General features: G+C 44.0%; 26 protein-coding genes. 23 read left to right on the forward strand and 3 right to left on the reverse strand.

From position 1 onward, the window contains the following. Window positions 1-131: 131 nt before the first annotated feature. The 3 genes from MUB35_RS27380 to MUB35_RS27390 are packed head-to-tail and all read right to left on the reverse strand — an operon-like array spanning window position 132 to window position 2,458. Window positions 132-1,865, reverse strand: coding sequence for a recombinase family protein (locus tag MUB35_RS27380; protein ID WP_244807164.1), 1,734 nt, complete (start codon window positions 1,863-1,865; stop codon window positions 132-134). Window positions 1,866-1,907: 42 nt separating this feature from the next. Beyond that, window positions 1,908-2,063 carry a hypothetical protein gene (locus tag MUB35_RS27385; protein ID WP_195949187.1) on the reverse strand — a complete coding sequence of 52 codons (156 nt, stop codon included), beginning with the start codon at window positions 2,061-2,063 and terminating at the stop codon, window positions 1,908-1,910. Between the two features lie 50 nt (window positions 2,064-2,113). Beyond that, the gene (locus tag MUB35_RS27390; protein ID WP_195949189.1) at window positions 2,114-2,458 is read right to left on the reverse strand and encodes a helix-turn-helix domain-containing protein; all 345 of its coding nucleotides are present in this window, start codon (window positions 2,456-2,458) and stop codon (window positions 2,114-2,116) included. Between the two features lie 253 nt (window positions 2,459-2,711). On the opposite strand from MUB35_RS27390, the gene MUB35_RS27395 reads away from it, so the two are divergent. The 23 genes from MUB35_RS27395 (at window position 2,712) to MUB35_RS27505 (ending at window position 16,248) form a co-directional block, all read left to right on the forward strand. Further along, window positions 2,712-2,918 carry a helix-turn-helix transcriptional regulator gene (locus MUB35_RS27395; RefSeq protein WP_195949191.1) on the forward strand — a complete coding sequence of 69 codons (207 nt, stop codon included), beginning with the start codon at window positions 2,712-2,714 and terminating at the stop codon, window positions 2,916-2,918. A gap of 39 nt (window positions 2,919-2,957) precedes the next feature. Beyond that, window positions 2,958-3,464 (forward strand): helix-turn-helix domain-containing protein, encoded by a 507-nt coding sequence (locus MUB35_RS27400; RefSeq protein WP_215640054.1) that lies wholly within the window; start codon window positions 2,958-2,960, stop codon window positions 3,462-3,464. Beyond that, window positions 3,442-3,609 (forward strand): hypothetical protein, encoded by a 168-nt coding sequence (locus MUB35_RS27405; protein ID WP_195949195.1) that lies wholly within the window; start codon window positions 3,442-3,444, stop codon window positions 3,607-3,609. Before MUB35_RS27400 ends, MUB35_RS27405 begins: the two co-directional genes overlap by 23 nt. Further along, window positions 3,581-3,781: a hypothetical protein gene (locus MUB35_RS27410; protein ID WP_244807165.1), complete on the forward strand. Its 201-nt coding sequence runs from the start codon at window positions 3,581-3,583 to the stop codon at window positions 3,779-3,781. Before MUB35_RS27405 ends, MUB35_RS27410 begins: the two co-directional genes overlap by 29 nt. Further along, a complete protein-coding gene (locus tag MUB35_RS27415; RefSeq protein ID WP_244807166.1) occupies window positions 3,760-4,023 on the forward strand; it encodes a hypothetical protein in 264 nt (87 codons plus the stop codon). The genes MUB35_RS27410 and MUB35_RS27415 overlap by 22 nt, the downstream gene beginning before the upstream one ends. A gap of 200 nt (window positions 4,024-4,223) precedes the next feature. Continuing rightward, window positions 4,224-5,093 (forward strand): recombinase RecT, encoded by an 870-nt coding sequence (locus MUB35_RS27420; protein ID WP_244807167.1) that lies wholly within the window; start codon window positions 4,224-4,226, stop codon window positions 5,091-5,093. Window positions 5,094-5,099: 6 nt separating this feature from the next. After that, window positions 5,100-5,918 carry a PD-(D/E)XK nuclease-like domain-containing protein gene (locus MUB35_RS27425; RefSeq protein ID WP_244807168.1) on the forward strand — a complete coding sequence of 273 codons (819 nt, stop codon included), beginning with the start codon at window positions 5,100-5,102 and terminating at the stop codon, window positions 5,916-5,918. A gap of 12 nt (window positions 5,919-5,930) precedes the next feature. Continuing rightward, a complete protein-coding gene (locus MUB35_RS27430; RefSeq protein WP_244807169.1) occupies window positions 5,931-6,689 on the forward strand; it encodes a hypothetical protein in 759 nt (252 codons plus the stop codon). A gap of 17 nt (window positions 6,690-6,706) precedes the next feature. Continuing rightward, window positions 6,707-7,543 (forward strand): ATP-binding protein, encoded by an 837-nt coding sequence (locus tag MUB35_RS27435; RefSeq protein ID WP_244807170.1) that lies wholly within the window; start codon window positions 6,707-6,709, stop codon window positions 7,541-7,543. 3 nt (window positions 7,544-7,546) lie between these two features. Continuing rightward, window positions 7,547-7,936 carry a helix-turn-helix domain-containing protein gene (locus MUB35_RS27440; protein ID WP_215640068.1) on the forward strand — a complete coding sequence of 130 codons (390 nt, stop codon included), beginning with the start codon at window positions 7,547-7,549 and terminating at the stop codon, window positions 7,934-7,936. 9 nt (window positions 7,937-7,945) lie between these two features. Continuing rightward, window positions 7,946-8,359 carry a RusA family crossover junction endodeoxyribonuclease gene (locus MUB35_RS27445; RefSeq protein ID WP_244807171.1) on the forward strand — a complete coding sequence of 138 codons (414 nt, stop codon included), beginning with the start codon at window positions 7,946-7,948 and terminating at the stop codon, window positions 8,357-8,359. 26 nt (window positions 8,360-8,385) lie between these two features. Then, window positions 8,386-9,018, forward strand: a complete 633-nt coding sequence (locus MUB35_RS27450) for a hypothetical protein (protein ID WP_244807172.1) — start codon at window positions 8,386-8,388, stop codon at window positions 9,016-9,018. Next, complete coding sequence (locus MUB35_RS27455; protein ID WP_244807173.1) at window positions 9,018-9,485, forward strand: hypothetical protein; 468 nt, start codon at window positions 9,018-9,020, stop codon at window positions 9,483-9,485. The genes MUB35_RS27450 and MUB35_RS27455 overlap by 1 nt, the downstream gene beginning before the upstream one ends. Further along, the gene (locus MUB35_RS27460; RefSeq protein ID WP_244807174.1) at window positions 9,463-9,735 is read left to right on the forward strand and encodes a hypothetical protein; all 273 of its coding nucleotides are present in this window, start codon (window positions 9,463-9,465) and stop codon (window positions 9,733-9,735) included. Before MUB35_RS27455 ends, MUB35_RS27460 begins: the two co-directional genes overlap by 23 nt. Next, window positions 9,732-9,947: a hypothetical protein gene (locus MUB35_RS27465; protein ID WP_244807175.1), complete on the forward strand. Its 216-nt coding sequence runs from the start codon at window positions 9,732-9,734 to the stop codon at window positions 9,945-9,947. The genes MUB35_RS27460 and MUB35_RS27465 overlap by 4 nt, the downstream gene beginning before the upstream one ends. Before the next feature lie 106 nt (window positions 9,948-10,053). Further along, window positions 10,054-10,503: a hypothetical protein gene (locus MUB35_RS27470; protein ID WP_244807176.1), complete on the forward strand. Its 450-nt coding sequence runs from the start codon at window positions 10,054-10,056 to the stop codon at window positions 10,501-10,503. Window positions 10,504-10,810: 307 nt separating this feature from the next. Further along, window positions 10,811-11,461: a hypothetical protein gene (locus MUB35_RS27475; RefSeq protein WP_244807177.1), complete on the forward strand. Its 651-nt coding sequence runs from the start codon at window positions 10,811-10,813 to the stop codon at window positions 11,459-11,461. Beyond that, the gene (locus MUB35_RS27480; RefSeq protein WP_244807178.1) at window positions 11,406-12,569 is read left to right on the forward strand and encodes an aminotransferase class I/II-fold pyridoxal phosphate-dependent enzyme; all 1,164 of its coding nucleotides are present in this window, start codon (window positions 11,406-11,408) and stop codon (window positions 12,567-12,569) included. The genes MUB35_RS27475 and MUB35_RS27480 overlap by 56 nt, the downstream gene beginning before the upstream one ends. 1 nt (window position 12,570) lies before the next feature. Continuing rightward, window positions 12,571-13,572 (forward strand): SDR family NAD(P)-dependent oxidoreductase, encoded by a 1,002-nt coding sequence (locus MUB35_RS27485; protein ID WP_244807179.1) that lies wholly within the window; start codon window positions 12,571-12,573, stop codon window positions 13,570-13,572. A gap of 9 nt (window positions 13,573-13,581) precedes the next feature. After that, complete coding sequence (locus MUB35_RS27490) at window positions 13,582-14,295, forward strand: hypothetical protein (RefSeq protein WP_215640079.1); 714 nt, start codon at window positions 13,582-13,584, stop codon at window positions 14,293-14,295. Between the two features lie 6 nt (window positions 14,296-14,301). Continuing rightward, the gene (locus MUB35_RS27495) at window positions 14,302-15,231 is read left to right on the forward strand and encodes a methyltransferase domain-containing protein (protein ID WP_244807180.1); all 930 of its coding nucleotides are present in this window, start codon (window positions 14,302-14,304) and stop codon (window positions 15,229-15,231) included. An 88-nt stretch (window positions 15,232-15,319) separates the two neighbouring features. Then, window positions 15,320-16,027 (forward strand): hypothetical protein, encoded by a 708-nt coding sequence (locus tag MUB35_RS27500; RefSeq protein WP_244807181.1) that lies wholly within the window; start codon window positions 15,320-15,322, stop codon window positions 16,025-16,027. Next, window positions 16,021-16,248: a hypothetical protein gene (locus tag MUB35_RS27505; RefSeq protein ID WP_215640082.1), complete on the forward strand. Its 228-nt coding sequence runs from the start codon at window positions 16,021-16,023 to the stop codon at window positions 16,246-16,248. The genes MUB35_RS27500 and MUB35_RS27505 overlap by 7 nt, the downstream gene beginning before the upstream one ends. Window positions 16,249-16,330: the final 82 nt, after the last annotated feature.

Genomic DNA, 16,330 nt, shown 5'->3' on the forward strand with positions numbered 1-16,330 from the left:
AAGGAGCTACAAAGTAGCGGTACATAAGTAGTGAAATGAAGGCACGCCCTCTACATGGGGGATGCGATGTTTATAGAATGATACCCAAATCGTACATTTGTAACTAGAAAAGATGAAAGAAACCGGAGGTTTTATGCCTCCGGTTTTTCTGTGTCTTTGTAGAAGAAAGTATGTGCAAGTCCATTGCGGAAGACGATTTCCTTTACGTTGCTACCTTCCATGACGATAGAATCAATGATTTCCTGGAAGAAGTCTCTTAGGATTTCGGCATCCATATCCATTGCCAGTTTCTTGAAATAGATATAGTCTTTTCCTGCCAGCTCTTTACTCATGATGAAGTAGCTGGCTCTTTTTATGAAGTTCTCGTCTGAGATTGTCTCGATGCCACGTCCACGGTCTATCATGCCAAGATTCTCATTGATTTCCTTTAAGTAGTCATCGAGAGCCTGTTTGCGGATTACAAAGTCTTTTTCGCTGATCGGGTTATCGGCATACAGGTAAAGATTCATAAGCCGGTCTAAGGCACGCTCAGTCTTTCTCTTCTCAGCACGTAGCCGCTTCAGCTCCGGATCTATGGTAGTAGCTTTCTTTGGCTTCCGGAAGCGTTTGCCATCCAGCGGTGTAGAAGAGAACATATGGAAGCAGCTATCCAGTCCGTCCTTGCCGATGTGGTCCACATTTTGAAATGTTCCACCACTCAATAGAGCGTCTTGCAGCTCCGATGTGTCATGTATTGAAGAGAAAGCGGCTCTGGCATGCATCATGTTCAAGACATAGTTAAGCACGAATTCACCGATCACCGGATCAGAGATGGACTTTGTATTGCATGTCTTTTTCTTCCGAAGGTTCGGGCATGCATACTTGGAAGGTCTGTATCCGGATGCTAGCAGTCTGGAAGGAGTAGAAACGTACTGAGAGCCACACGTTCCGCAGTAGAGCAACCCACCGAAGATGTGAGTTCCCTTTGAGGTATGTTGCTGGCCAGGCAATCTCTTTGACCGGGAGTTTGACTGTAAGATGCGGTTCACGTTGTCAAACTGCTCGTCCGAAATGATTCGTGGGTGGTGATCTGGCACCTCAATCCATTCGGACGGGTCCTTTTCGATTTTAAGCCCCGGTATCTTGTAGTGATTGTATCTGTATATGCCGGTATAGAACGGATTGGTCAAGATGATAAATATGCTGACCGGTGACCAGTCGTTGCCAGCTCTCGAAGCATAGCCATCTTCATTCAAAGTCCTGGATACCATTACCAGTGAACGATGTTCTGAATAGAGGTCGTACATCTTGCGCACAAGAAAAGCCTCCTCCTGGTTGATGGAGAAAGTCTTTGAATCCTTGTCGTAGTCATACCCATAAGGTACACGACCACCATTCCAGAGTCCGTTCTGTGCCCTGGAAAGCATTGTGGCAGTTACACGTTCAGACGTCATGTTACGTTCCAGTTCAGCGAAGACCAGGATGATTTTCAGCATGGCTTCTCCGATAGCTGTACTGGTGTCAAATTGTTCATTTTTGCTGACGAAGGTTACGCCCAGGTCCTTCAGTTCCTGGTACATAGATGCAAAGTCCAGAAGATTTCTGGAGATACGGTCAATCTTCCAGCAGAGAAGATGTGTGAACTCTCCGGCACGGATCCGGCGCATCATGTTCTGAAATTCCGGACGATCAGTATTCTTTCCGCTGTAGCCAGCGTCCTCGAAGACAACATAGTCATTTATCCCAAACATGAGCTGTGCGTAAGTTATAAGCTCTTGCCTCTGCATAGGGAGAGAGTCCCTGTCTATCTGATAGTTTGTGGATACTCTCACGTAAAGAGCAGCCTTTTTGGGAGTCTCACTTGTATTATTTCTGTTTATGCTCATTATTCCACCTCAAAAAAGAAAAAGCCCCTTTATGGGGCAATTTCAGCTTATATAGGCGGCATATTTGTTCAGAACCGCCCAAACTACTTTCCGGTCATCGAAAGAAGCAATCTGATAGCAAGCGAGCAATCGCTCCAGCTCCTTCACGAAGTCCTCTTTTCCATTGCTGTTTTCACAGCGGATGTTTTCAGTTCCCATAAAACGTTACCTCCTGTTCTTGCGGACGTACTCGAAGTAAGCAGTAGAGATTATGCTTGCCTCTTATCTGCATATTTCTCAGGTATAACCATGTGGGTCCGCAGGAAGTCCTTGCACATAGACTGTCTGTCTTCCGGGATTCGATGAATGATGTTGAGCCATTCTTCATCTTCAAGACTGAGAGTCTTTGATTCCGCTTCTTCCCCGGTAAGAAGAAAGTCAGTAGATACATGGAAGAATTTCGCTATAGGCGAGATCAGATCTGCTGAAGGACTGCCCTTGCGGATTTTCCAGCCGTTCACGGTTGCTTTGGAAACATTGATGGCATCCGCCAATTCCTTCTGTTGAAGCCCGTATTTGTCGAGCAAAAAGAATACACGTTCTCCGATAGTCATAAAAAAATACCTCCAAAAGTATGCAAATGATTACTATTTTGCTTGACAAGTAAGCTATTGTTGATTATGATTGGTTTGTACAACACAAAACAACATACAAATCATTGCAATTTACATCACGCTTTGTAATCAAAACGGTAAAAAATCAAGGAGATATGCCAGTATCTCCAGTCAGTGTTTGTCAGTACACTTTTGTTTATTTTACAGCAGATTATCAGTGATGTAAAGCAAATTTCTGAGGAAGGAGGAAGACATGAGCCGTAAGTTATCGCCTTGGTGCAAAAAAGTTAAAAAGAAGCTCATCGACCTCGACATGACAACCACGGAACTTGCAGAAGTCATCGGTTTATCCAGAGGACATGTTTCCGCAGTCGTTAATGGACGGTCGTATTCAGCAAATACTGTAAAACTTATCAGCGATTACTTGAATGTTCCGTATGATTGTGGCTGTACCTTATAGGTTATGAGCTTATTTTAAGCCATAAGGAGGAAAGAAACAATGGATAGCAATTGTAGGAAACTGGGTGAAACCCCATATCGTGAATGTAGAAAGCAGGCTGCAATCTACAATGATGCTCTAGGCAGCATGGAAAGAGCTGCTGAGATGCTCGGTGTTTCAGTTAATACGCTGAGCAACTATGAGCTGGGAGTCACGGTACCTCCGGTAGACATTATCATCGTGATGGCTGACCTGTATCGTGCTCCACAACTGAAGACAATGTATTGCAAGAATGAGTGCTTGATCGGAAGGTGTATGCCAGTAGCTGTTGAAGCCGGAAGCATTGATAATATAGTGATCCGGATTATTAAGCAGTTCAAGGAAAGCCGGATCGAAGGCTTGAAAGATAAGCTCATCGGAATTGCAGAAGACGGGAAAGTCAGTGAAGAGGAAGAAAAAGAACTCAACGAGATATGCCAGGAATTGGATGAAATGGTAAAGACAGTATGGGAATTGAAGTTAGTCCAGGAGAGGGAGTGTAGCTGTGGAATTACCAGAAAGAATTGAAAAGCGAATGAAGCAGTATGGACTCAATACACTGGAAGAAATGGTCCAGGCTATTGACCAGCAGGAACCGATAGACATCGGAATCTTTGTATCACCGGTAAAAGGAAGTGGGATATATGAAAAACAAAGTGCTAAGTTGGCTTAGTTATGCATCAATCGGAATAATCATACAGTGCTTCGTGATTGTGCAGATGTGCAATGCCAGAGAAGCGGTAGAGATTGGAGGAGAGTATCTGATCCTGCCAGCAATGATTATGGTCAGAATTGCGCTTGCAGATGTTTTCGGAGAAGAAAAATGGAAATATGCAAAGAAGTAGTAGATCAGACAGTGAAAGAACTCAGAGCCGGAGGTTTTGATATCAGCGATGAAGAAGTAAGACAGGCAGAGCAACACTGTTTGAGAAAGATTAAGGTCGCAGGAAAGGACGAAGGATATTTCGAGATGCTATTCCCGGATGTTCTGAGAGAGTATCTATTCCGGAAGACATTGAATGCGATCAGTTTACTAAGCATGATGGAGGTAGAAGATGTGCAGCGTATGTTTACAGAATCCATGTGATAGCAGATGCCCAAATGCTCCAGAACCAAAGCCGGTATGTTTATGTTCTGAATGTAACGAAGGGATCTATGAAGGAGATAAGTATTTGGAAGGTGTGAACGGACCTGTTTGCACAACATGCTTATCAGATATGACAACAACAGAAATTATAGAGCTGTGTGGAGAAGAATTATCCACAGCAGAAAGGAGTGATTGGTAATATGGCAGGAACAGAAGTATCAGTGATGAAAGAGTTGAAGGGGATTCTTGCAACCGATAACGTAAAGAACCGGTTCAATGAAGTCCTGGGAAAGAAAGCACCGCAGTTCATGACATCTATTATCAATGTGGTAAGTCAGAATAACCAGCTGAAACAGTGCAGTGCGAATTCTATCATGAGTTCAGCATTGGTAGCGGCGAGCTATGATTTGCCGATCGACAGTAACCTGGGATTCAGTGCGTTGGTTCCATACAAACTGAAAGACGTAGGATACCAGGCACAGTTCCAGATCATGTACAAAGGATTTATTCAGCTTGCGATCAGAAGCGGATATTACAGAAGAATGAATTATGCAGTAGTGTATGCGGACGAGCTGGTTTCTTACAATCCCGTGTATGGAGACATTGAGTTCGCCAAAGATTTCAGCAATCTGAAAGATAGAAAGAGCGGGGACAGAGAAAAGATTGTGGGATATTTTGCATGGTTTGAATTGAATACCGGATACCGGCAGGAGTTGTACATGACGGTGGAGGATGTAGAGAATCATGCTGCGAAATATTCACAGGCATACAGATATGACAAGAACTACCACAAGAAGAACAGTAAGTGGACAACAGACTTTGATGCAATGGCACTGAAGACGGTGATTAAATTGCTGCTCAGCAAGTGGGGAATCTTATCTGTTGAGATGCAGAGAGCCCTGGAAGACGATCAGAAAATTTTTGATGAAAATGGTAATGCAGAGTATACGGACAATCCTTCGGGACCTGCACAGGACATTGACGAACCGATAGATGTCTTCTCAGAAGATGTCCAGGAAGCTCTGGAAGAGCAGGAAACCACGGAAGAAACAAGCGAGGAAGGAAAGTAAGAAAAGATGAATGAAATGAGTACAAAGTTCCAGCTGACAGCGGATAACTACTATTCCGATGAAGCTAACAGAGAATATCTTTCCGTATCTCAGTTCAAAGATTTCGTAGGGACGTATGGAAGAATGGGCTGTGAGGAAATGGCACTTGCTAAGATCAGAGGTGAGTATAAGACGGAACCGTCAAATGCAATGATGATCGGAAGTTACGTGGATTCCTATTATGAGGGCACATTGAATGAATTTAGAACAAAGAATCCTCATATATTCCGGAAAGATGGAAAGCTGTTATCTGGATTCCAGAAAGCAGAAGATATCATTGCCAGGACAGAGCGTGATGAACTTTTCCAGAAGTATATGTCCGGGCAGAAACAGGTAATCATGACAGCGGAGCTGTTTGGAGTTCCTTGGAAGATTAAGATGGACTCTTACCTGGAGGACAAAGCGATCGTAGATCTGAAAGTGATGGCAACGCTCACAAAGTTGAATTGGGTTCCAGATATCGGATATTTGGATTTTGTCAGATACTGGGGCTACGATATACAGGGAGCTGTTTACCAGGAAGTTGTGTATCAGAATACGGGCAAGAGACTCCCATTCTTCATTGCCGGAGCTTCCAAGGAAGAAGATATTGACATTGAAGTGATCCATGTGAATGACCATTACCTCAAAGAAGCACTTTCGATCGTTGAGCATAACATCGAACGCATAAAGCAGTTAAAAGAAGGAACAGTGAAGCCGGACAGATGCAATACATGCGGATGGTGCAGACAGACAAAAGTTCTGAAGAGACCGATAAGCATCATGGACCTTACTGCTTCGATTTAGGAGGTGTATGGTTTGGCGTGGATTAGTGTAGAGCAGACATTGATAGGAAAAAAGTTAAGAGTCTTAGCAAAAGATTTAGGGTGTTCTCAGAATGAGGCAATAGGGATTCTGATAAACCTGTGGCTCTGGGGAATGGACAATGCAAGCATGGACGGGCTTATGGACGGAGCTGAGATTGCGGATATTGCATTGGCAATCAAGCCGTGCCTGTCAGAGAGCCTGGATCCGGAAGAGGTTGTGAGTAAACTCTTGGATAATGGTTGGATAGATTGCAACGAAGAAGAGTTGTTTATCCATGATTGGGAAGAGTACAGATATTATTACAACAAATATGTCAGTGAGAAAAAACAGCACTCGAAGAGGCAGAGAGAGTATGTGGCAAGAAAGAGAGCTGCTGAGAAAGCCGCAACCAAGCTGAAGGAACAGAAAGAGCAAAAGTTGGAGAAGACGGTTCCAGAAGAAAAGCCAGTTAAGAAATCTCCGTATACTACAGCGTTTGAAACACTGTGGAGTGCGTACCCAAGGAAGAAAGATAAAGGAAATGCTTACAAGAAGTACAAAGCAAGACTCAATGACGGCTGGTCTGAAGAAGAACTGCTTGCAGCTGTTACCACATATGCAACGGAATGCAAGAGGAATCGGACAGATGAAAAATACATCAAACATGCAAGCACATTTTTTAGTGAAACCACGCCGTTTGTTGATTATCTGAAAAAGAAAGAAGAGACAGTGAAACCGGAAAGAACAAACGAAAGCAATCCATTCCGATAATGAGGAGGTGGCTATAGATGGATTTGACAGGAGTATTGCCAATATCTGAATCTGGAGCAGAGCGTTTGGCTGAAGGAGATCACATTGGGGAAGACGGACTTGTGTACTGTGGAAAGTGCGGAAGCAGAAAGCAGTTACGGGTTAAGTTCGGGGATAAAACCCATGTGGTCAGATGCGTGTGCAAGTGCGAATCGAAAGAGCTGGAAGAGAAGAAAAGGCAAGAAGAATATGAGGAGCAGATGCGCAGGATCAACCGGCTGAAAGAAGCGTCCATGATGGATAAAAAGTACCGTGAGGTCACGTTTGATAAGTACGAAGTCAGAGAAGAAAACAAGAAAGTGTTTGAGATGGCGAAGAAATATGCCGACAGATTCCAGAACATGTACAAGAAGAACCAGGGACTGTTACTGTACGGACCAGTAGGGACAGGGAAGAGCTTCACGGCAGCTTGCATAGGGAATTACCTTCTCGACAATGCGAAGCCTGTAATCATGACATCGTTCGTGAAAATTCTTCAGGACATCTGGGAGAATGACAGAGAGGCTGAGTACATAACTATTCTCAACAGCGCATCGTTGCTTATCGTTGATGACCTGGGAACAGAGAGAGAAACGGATTATGCACTGGAGAAAGTTTATAACATCATTGACAGCAGAGTAAGAGCCAATAAACCGATGATTATCACTTCCAACCTGGAATTAAATGACATGATGGAATGTGAGGACATCCGGAAGAAGAGGATATATGATCGGATCCTGGAGTGCTGCTATCCAATGTATGTAGGTGGTAAGTCTTTCCGGATGATGAAAGCTGCTCAGAGATTTGATGAAATGAAAGATTTTTTGGAGGAGTAGTGCATGGATAAGATGAAAGTGTCACAGAAGATTGCAGAACTGAGAGCTAGAAATGGTCTTACTGCAAAAGAGCTTGGTGACAAGATAGAAAAGAGTGAGACAACGATTCTGAACTATGAAGCTGGCAAGATTGATATTCCGTTATCTTCATTACTCGGTATTGCGGAAGCCCTTGAAGTAGAACCATCTGTCCTAGTCGGGGGCGAAGAAGACGAATTTGGAGCCGAGATCACGATCCGGGCATACAGAGAAGAAGACAGAAGGACACTTATTTCAATCCTGGGAATGAACGGGTACACAACCCGTCAGATCAAAGTTGCCAGGGAAGGAAAGAAGAGTAGCTGGTATTGTATCCAGGCGAAGATTGAAGATGGAAACTTAATGAGTCAGTAGGAGGCAGACATGCAAGTGAAGTTTACGATACTGGGAGAACCGAAGGGAAAAGGCAGACCGAGATTCAGCAGAAAGACCGGTACTGCAATTACTCCGAAGGACACAGTGAATTATGAAACGCTGGTGCATATGGAATATCTGGAGCAATGCAATGGATTCCGATTCGAGGATGATGCAATGCTGGATTTGAGAATAAAAGCATATTATTCCATTCCAAAGTCCGCAAGTAAGAAGAAAAAGGCTGCTATGCTGGCTGGAGAGATCAGACCGACCAAGAAGCCGGATATGGACAATGTTGTTAAAATTATAGCCGATTCACTGAACCAGGTAGCATACCGGGATGATACGCAGATTGTAGATCAGCAGTGCCGGAAGTTTTATTCCGAGAACCCAAGAGTGGAAGTGAGCATTAAGAATGTTTAAACGAATAGGCAGGAAGGAGCAGAGAAATGAACAATTACGAAGAAATGAAGATTGAAAGTGATGTATTTACCACGGCCAGAGAGAATTTTAATTTGCTGATGCAGAGATTGTTCGCGAGCATGGAGAAGAACAACTCGGATGAAGGTAGCATCACTTTGAAAGTAGATTTGCAGATGAAGCAGGACTGGGTGCCAAATGGAGAGGGAGGTTCCGTAGAAGTTAATAAGCCAGCGATTAAGCACAAAGTAACGATTTCTGTTCCGGTTAGTGATTCTATGAGCAGTAAGAAGGATACGGGTATGAATCTGGTATGGGATGAAGAACTGAACAGGTACGTGCTCAGATATATCAACGAAGGTGGTCAGCGAAGCGTGTTTGATCCGGACTACGAACAGAATCTGAAAGGCGAAGAGACAGAGCAGGATGAAAGCACAATGCTTCCTGGACCATCTAATGAGCTTCCAGATAATGGTGGAGTGATTGATGCTGACTACAAGGAAGTAGAAGAAGCTGAAGAGGACGAAAATCAGCTAGATACAGCTACAGACGAAGAAATTACCACTGAAGAGGATGGAGAAGCTCCTGGAGGCAATCCAGAGTTCGCAGATAGCGTAGAAGATGATGATTATGAGTACGATGATCCAGAGGAGGAAGAGTAATGAGATTGAAAGATTTAGTAGGAAAGATGGCAATTAGAACAGCGGAACCGTTTAGCACGGAACCGCCATCAGGAATAGTGACGGGCTTTGGTCTCTTTGGAAAACCGACGGTGTTTAGATTCAATCAAAAATATATGGACGAGCCGGTGAAGATTGTCAATGTAAAAGAAGACCAGGTTGTTATAGAGGACAATGGAGAGAGAAAGCTCTTGGAAAGGAAGTTCATTGATGAACACTGGACGGACTATGACAAGTTTCTGCATCCAGAGAAAGAAGAGCAGGAAAAGTTGGAGAATATGGTGAAAGAGATTAAAGCGGCGGCAGAACCACTGAGAAGGTTCCTGGAAAAGTATTATGATCCGATGGTTAAGGTGACTGTAGAGGCTGACCGGGTTATAGTGGAAAGAGGAGAGTTCCAGACACTCTTCCAGGAAGGAGAGCCGGATGAAACAGAAGACGCAGAATAATTTCTCACAGTGCTCAAAGTGTGGCGCAAGAATCCTGTGGGTACAGATGAAATCCGGAAAGAAAATGCCTGTGAATCCTCAGTTTGTGAATTTTGTAGCCGATGGTGGTAAGGACAGAATTGTCCTTGCCAACGGAGAAGTGATATCCGGTACAATTACAACGGATCCTGGGAAAGCCAGTGGATTCGGTTATATGTCGCATTTTGCTACCTGTGAATACGCTCAGAGATTTAGGAGGAAAAAGAAGTGATTTGGAAGATAACAATTATATTGTGGGTGTTGGCTTTAGTTGCAAGGCATATTGTGAAGATTACGGCATCACGAGAAGATAGGATTGCAGCTACGCTGTTTGGAAAAGCAAGAATCACTCCGTTTAGAGTTCTGACAGTTATGCTGATGTTTGCATCACTGATCATGACGGTAGTAACAGCAATCTGGTTCCTGTTCTTTTATTTGAAATAAGCATAAAAATAGCCTCCCGATAACAATGAAGTCCGAGAAGCCAAAAACCTATAAAGATTGTACGAAAGGATTTTGAATTTGTCAATATCGGGAGGAGGAAATACATATGCAGGAAGAATCCGGGAAAATGACTGCACAAGAGTATTTAGGACAGGTAGAGCAGAAGATAATAGCTGTCAAAAATATGAATTCTGGCATAAACAATTTGAGAGAGGTTCTGGTCTCTATCGGTGGGATGGATTCCGGAGAGAGAGTTCAGACATCAAGAAATAACGACAAGTTCGGGAGTATCTTTGCCAGGATTGATGAAAAAGAAAGGATTATGGATGAAAAGAGCAAGGAGCTGATTGAATTTACAGCAAAGGTTGAGAATGAGATATGTAGCATGGAGAATCCTCAGTATATGACATTATTGCATAAGAAATATGTGTTGCTGGAGCCTTTGAAGCAGATAGCATCGGAGATGAACTTCACATACAGGTATGTTGCTAAGATGCATGGATATGCCTTGCAAGAGTTTGAAAAACAGTTTTTAATGAGCGAAAGTTCATGCTGAGTTCCTAAAAGTTCCTATCGAGGTGTACAAAGTTCCTATCCGGGTGCACAGAGTTCTCTTGCAGTTCCTACCTCTATGCATTAAAGTGTAGGCTGTGAGAAGTCGAGAGACAGATCACTCAGTCTTACCGGAGGCTGGAACGTACTCAATTTTCATCTTGGTGGCAGTCCGGGAAACTGGACTGCCGAATGAAATAGGGTGCGGAGCATATGAAGTAAATTGTATATTTGCAAAATCCTCTCTTTATGGGAGCTGGCGTTGAGCTGGCTCCTTTTTTAATGCAGAGAAAGAAGGTGGAAGAATGAGTATGTTGGATGAAAAAAGAATTGAAACACTCACGATGAAAGTCAAGGACATCAAGACCGGATTCGGGAATCCGAGGAAGATCGGAAAGAAAGAAGCAGAGGAGCTGGAAGAATCGCTGGAGAAGTATGGCGATTTCGGATTGTTCCTCATTGACGAGCATGATAATGTGATTGCCGGAAACCAGAGGTTATCTATCTTGCAGAGAAAAGATGGCGATATCGAAGTTTTGTGCAAGAGACTAATCGGCTACACAAAGTCAGAGCTGAGAGCGATAAACATCAAGGACAATACCCACTCCGGTGAATGGGATTTGGAAGAGCTGGCAAAATGGACAGCAGATCTGAACATAGACCTTGGTGTGAAACTGGATAATAAAGACCAGATGCAAAAGAAGATTAAAGAAATGGAACTGATCCGGTTTGAGAAGTACGATTATGTTCTACTGGTATGCAGAAATGAGCTGGACTACAACGAACTGCAAAGAAAGCTCGGCATCCAGGGGGCGAAAGTCAGCATGGGAAGAAACCGGACGATTAAAGGTAGAGCGATATGGTATGACCAGATCAAAGCACAGATTGTGGAAGGAGGTGCCGAGGATGGAGAGAGCAGCACAGAAGATATGGCTCGCGAGACCGGAAATACTGGGGAATGAGATGCAATACGTCCAGGACTCGTTTGAGAGTGGTTGGATTACGACAGCGTTTAAGGAAGATTCCTACATCGGTAGATTCGAGCAGTCAGTGAGAAAGTATCTTGGTGGAGGCTATCCGGTAGCACTTCAGTCCGGAACGGCTGCAATTCACCTGGCACTGAGATTGTGTGGAGTTGGAAAAGGAGATTATGTATTCTGTTCAGACCTCACGTTTACAGCATCCGCAAACCCGATCAGATACCTGGGAGCAGAACCGGTATTTATTGATTCTGATCCGGTAACGTTCAATATGAACCCGAATGATCTGGAGATGGCTTTTGAATCCGGGCTGCATCCGAAAGCAGTGGTGGTCGTGCATGTGTACGGTATGCCGGCTGATATGAAGAGAATCCTAGATATTTGTAACAGGTATGGAGTTCCAGTCATCGAAGACAGCACTGAGTCGTTTGGCTCGGCAGTTTGGGGAAAGAAGACAGGAACGCTTGGAAGATTCGGCTGTATGAGCTTCAATGGAAACAAAATGATTACAGCCGGAGGGACAGGCGGCATGTTGATCTGCCAGAATGAAGAGGATGCAGAGAGAGCTTCCTTCCTGGCATCACAAGCAAAAGAGCCTGTTCCGTGGTATGAGCATAAAGAGATCGGGTACAATTACCGGTTGGCAAATTCAAACGCTGCATTCGGTGTAGGACAGATGGAGCACATCGAAGAAAGAATTTCAAAGAAAATGTCTATTTATGACATCTACCAGAAGAGATTTGCAGAGTATGCGGACTGGTTCAAACTGTACCGTAATGTTTGGAATGGCAACGTTGGCAATTCCTGGCTGTCATGTATAGAAATCAATCCGGAGCTGAAGAAGAAACCGGAATATCTCATGGAGAAGCTGAAGGAGTGCAATATAGAATCCAGAAGAATCTGGAAGCCGCTACACAGTCAGCCGCTGTATGAGAACTGTCTGATGTTCTCCAGATGGTTCATCGATTGTTGCATGTATATGTCAGACTACTGTTTCCTTACAGGCTTGTGCTTGCCGAGTGATACACGCATGACGCCGGAAGAAGTGAATTTCGTAGCTGATAGAGTAATAGAGATACTGGAGGTATAGCATGAAAGAAGAATTGAAAGGAAAGAAGTTTCTGATCACCGGAGGAACCGGGAGCTTTGGACATGCAGTTACAGATCGCCTGCTGAAAGAAGGAGCAGGCGAGATTGTTATATTCTCCAGGGATGAAAAGAAACAGTTTGATATGGCGAAAGAGCATGGGGAAGACGGCAGGATCCGCTTTGTGATCGGAGATGTGAGGGAATACCGAAGCATCCGAAAGGCAATGACCGGAATGGACTATGTTTTCCATGCGGCGGCTTTGAAGCAGGTTCCGACTTGTGAGTTTTATCCGGAAGAAGCGGTGAAGACGAATATTCTGGGAGGAACAAACGTTATTGATGCAGCGATTGAAGCCGGAGTCAAGAAAGTAATCGTTCTGAGTACAGATAAAGCAGCATACCCGATTAATGCAATGGGAATCACAAAAGCAATGATCGAAAGAATCTCTGTTGCGAAAGCAAAGGAGCAGAATGGGACGGTGATCTGCAGAACTAGATACGGTAACGTGATGGCTTCCAGGGGTTCTGTTATCCCACTTTTTGTAAAGCAGTTGGGGATGGGACAGAAGATTACGGTCACAGTGCCGGAAATGACCAGATTCATGATGACGCTGGAAGATGCAGTTGACCTGGTACTGTTTGCGTTTGAGAATGGAGAGTCTGGTGATCTGCTGGTTCAGAAAGCGCCGGCAGCCACGATTGATACGCTTGCGAAAGCTATCTGTGAGATGAAAGGGTTTGACCCGGAAAAGCAGATTGAGATCATCGGGGAAAGGCCAGGGGAAAAGATGAATGAAGTGCTTATCACAAAAGAAGAGATGGCAAATGCAGAGGAATATGAGCATTTCTACAGAATTTTGCCAGATAAGCACACATTACATTACCATGAATCGCCACAAAGCCATATAAAGAATATTACGGAGTCCTATTCGTCAGATAATACAGAACGATTGGATGTAGACGGAATGAAACGGTTGCTGAAGAAGCTGCCAATGTTCCAGTAGGAGGCGTACATGAAAGAGAAAACAGTGGGCGTATACTGTCCGAGCTATAGAAGATCAGATTGTATCATGACTCAGAATATCCTTAATGATGTAACGTATGTGGTAAGAGCTTCGGAAGAGGAAGCGTACAGGAACGCTGGAGTCAGGAAGCTGATTTCAGCACCGGATGAGGAAATCAACACCATGTCGAAGGTGAGACAGTGGATTCTGGACAATTCGCCGGAAGATATCATCATCCAGGTTGACGATGATATTAAGCAGATCCTTTACCGGACGGATATCGTTATGGAGATTAAGGACCCGGATGTGATTGACATGGAATTTCTCCGGATAGCCCAGCTACTCAGTGATTTGAAGTTGGGATATGCCACAATCACAGTTACGCCGAGACCATATCTGTACCAGGAAGAGTTCAAATTCAACAGCATGGGTGGAGGAATCTACTGGTACAACAAAGAATGTTACAAAGCAAAGAATGATGATAAGGCAGACTGCAAGGAAGATGTAGATAAAATCTTGCAGGAGCTTATGTATAACCGAATCATCCTCATGCCAAAGTATCTTGCCATGTATGTGAAGACAGATACGAATGAGGGTGGAGACAATATCAACAAGAACAGTAAAGTCATCCGGGAATGTAATGAGTACATGAAGCTGAAATGGGGCAAGTATTATACGTTCGATGACAAGAAGAATACTGTAACAATTAAAGTGCCGAGGTGAGAAGAGATGAAAGCAGTTGAAAGTTTGAACAAAAAAATGCACGATGTAATCAAGAAGTGTAGCGGAAAGCAGGTTATCCTGTACGGATACGGAAAGAGTGGTCTGTTCATGGAGTGGTTATGCAGCCATGTATATGGGAAGCAGTTTGCGCTTGTGATTGATGATAAGAAAGTGATTCCAGGAGCGAACATACACAGAAAGATTATTCTGGATTACGTAGACCCGGAAGAGACAGTGATTCTGGTTTCCTTCCGAAAAGAGCGAATGACGGAAAATGATATGTCACAAATGACGGCATACGGTTACGAAGAGGGTAAGAACCTGTTCTATCTGAAAGATATGATTATTCCGGACACCCTTGGACTCTACAGTTTCCTGGAGCATGAGTGCGGAACAGATTTCTTAAAGCGTGTGGATCAATCAGAGTTCGACTATGAAAGCCCGGACGCAACAGCATGTGGCGCAAGCAGAGAAAGAAGTCTATTGGATATGTGCCAGATGCCGGGAATTTTCAATGGTAAGGTCCTGGATTTTGGGTGTGGCAAGGGAGCCGCAATCGCTATTATGAAAATGGCAGGAATTAAAGAGGTGGACGGAGTAGAGCAGAGCCATATGCTGGCAGAGATCGCCAGGGACAATATGAAGAAGCTGGGAGAGGACATGGTAGCAATCTTCAATGAGGATGCTACAGAGTTCACAGATCTGCTGGACATGTATGACACGTTCTACCTGTACGATCCGTTCAGAGGAGAAACCTTCAAGAAGGTTATTAAGAATATCGAGGAGAGCGTCCGTAGGAAAGACAGGAAGGTAACGATTGTCTATGCAAACCCGTGGCTGCACCGGGAGGTGGAAGCCGGAGGCGTGTTCAAGCTGGTGAAGCAGATCAGCACGGAATTCTTCTTAAATATCGTGAATGTCTACGAAAATGAATAAAAAATGAAAATATCTGTTTGACTGCCTGCGAACATGCTTGCTACGATGACGATACGAAAAATATTCATACGAAAGGAAGTATCAAAAAATGGGAAGACCACAGTTATACACCAAGAACGGGCATAGCATGTACGATATGGTAAGCTTGCTCCAGAAAGCAATCAGAAGAGGGGATGTAGAAGTTGCCGGGTACGCAGCGAATGAGCTGAGAGGTCGGTACAACGCATACCTCTGGAGAAGATTGCTGGCAATATCAGCAGAAGACTGTTACGGAATCATGACAAAAGAAATTGAAGCCTTGCGACAAGCAGACGATGTTTACAACCAGAAGAGAAAAGGTTATGAACGGGAGCCGCTGTTTATTAGCAAGGCTATTACTTTGCTCTTATATGCAAGAAAGAACAGAGATGCTGATTACTTCAGCTGTAACTGTATGCAGAGTGAAAGAGTAAAGAATTTTGATGAATACCTCAGAATTGAAGATTGTGAATTCTCCGGGATGCCCGGATACGCATATGATTGTCATACGCTGGAAGGGAAAAGAAGGGGAAAGACAGTAGCAGACTTCATCGTAGAAGAGCAGAAAGATCTGAAACCGTACCAGCCGGGAATGTTTGATGAAGAATCCTGGGATAGATTCCTGGGAGCCAACAGCAGAGGCGGTTGGGATAATACGGATAAGAAATATCCGCAGCCAACGGAAGCGCAGCTGAAGGAGCTGGAAAACGAAGATTTTCAAGATGGAGCACCGGTGAGGTATGAACAGATGGATCTGTTTGGAGGAAGCAAGTGGTAACGAAAACGGATATTGTAAAAGGACTGGTAAAACAGAAGAGTTACCGGAAAGCGTTAGCGATTGCGAAGAAGTTCGTCATTGGAATAGACAAGGAAGAGCATGACGCAATGGTAAGGGCGCACGAATGCATGACCAACCCTAGATTTTATGAGCAGTTGGGTATTGATACCGGACAGGCGATAGCTGATGGAGTGGAAGTGCTGGAGAGATTATACGGGTGAAACCCGGAGGGTAACAGAATAAACATGAGAGAGCAGTGATTTCGTCAAGAGATACACTGCTTTTTTCATGCAGAAGAGAGGT

The sequence above is a fragment of the Blautia sp. NSJ-175 genome (genome assembly GCF_022867815.1).
Classification (GTDB): domain Bacteria; phylum Bacillota; class Clostridia; order Lachnospirales; family Lachnospiraceae; genus Blautia; species Blautia celeris.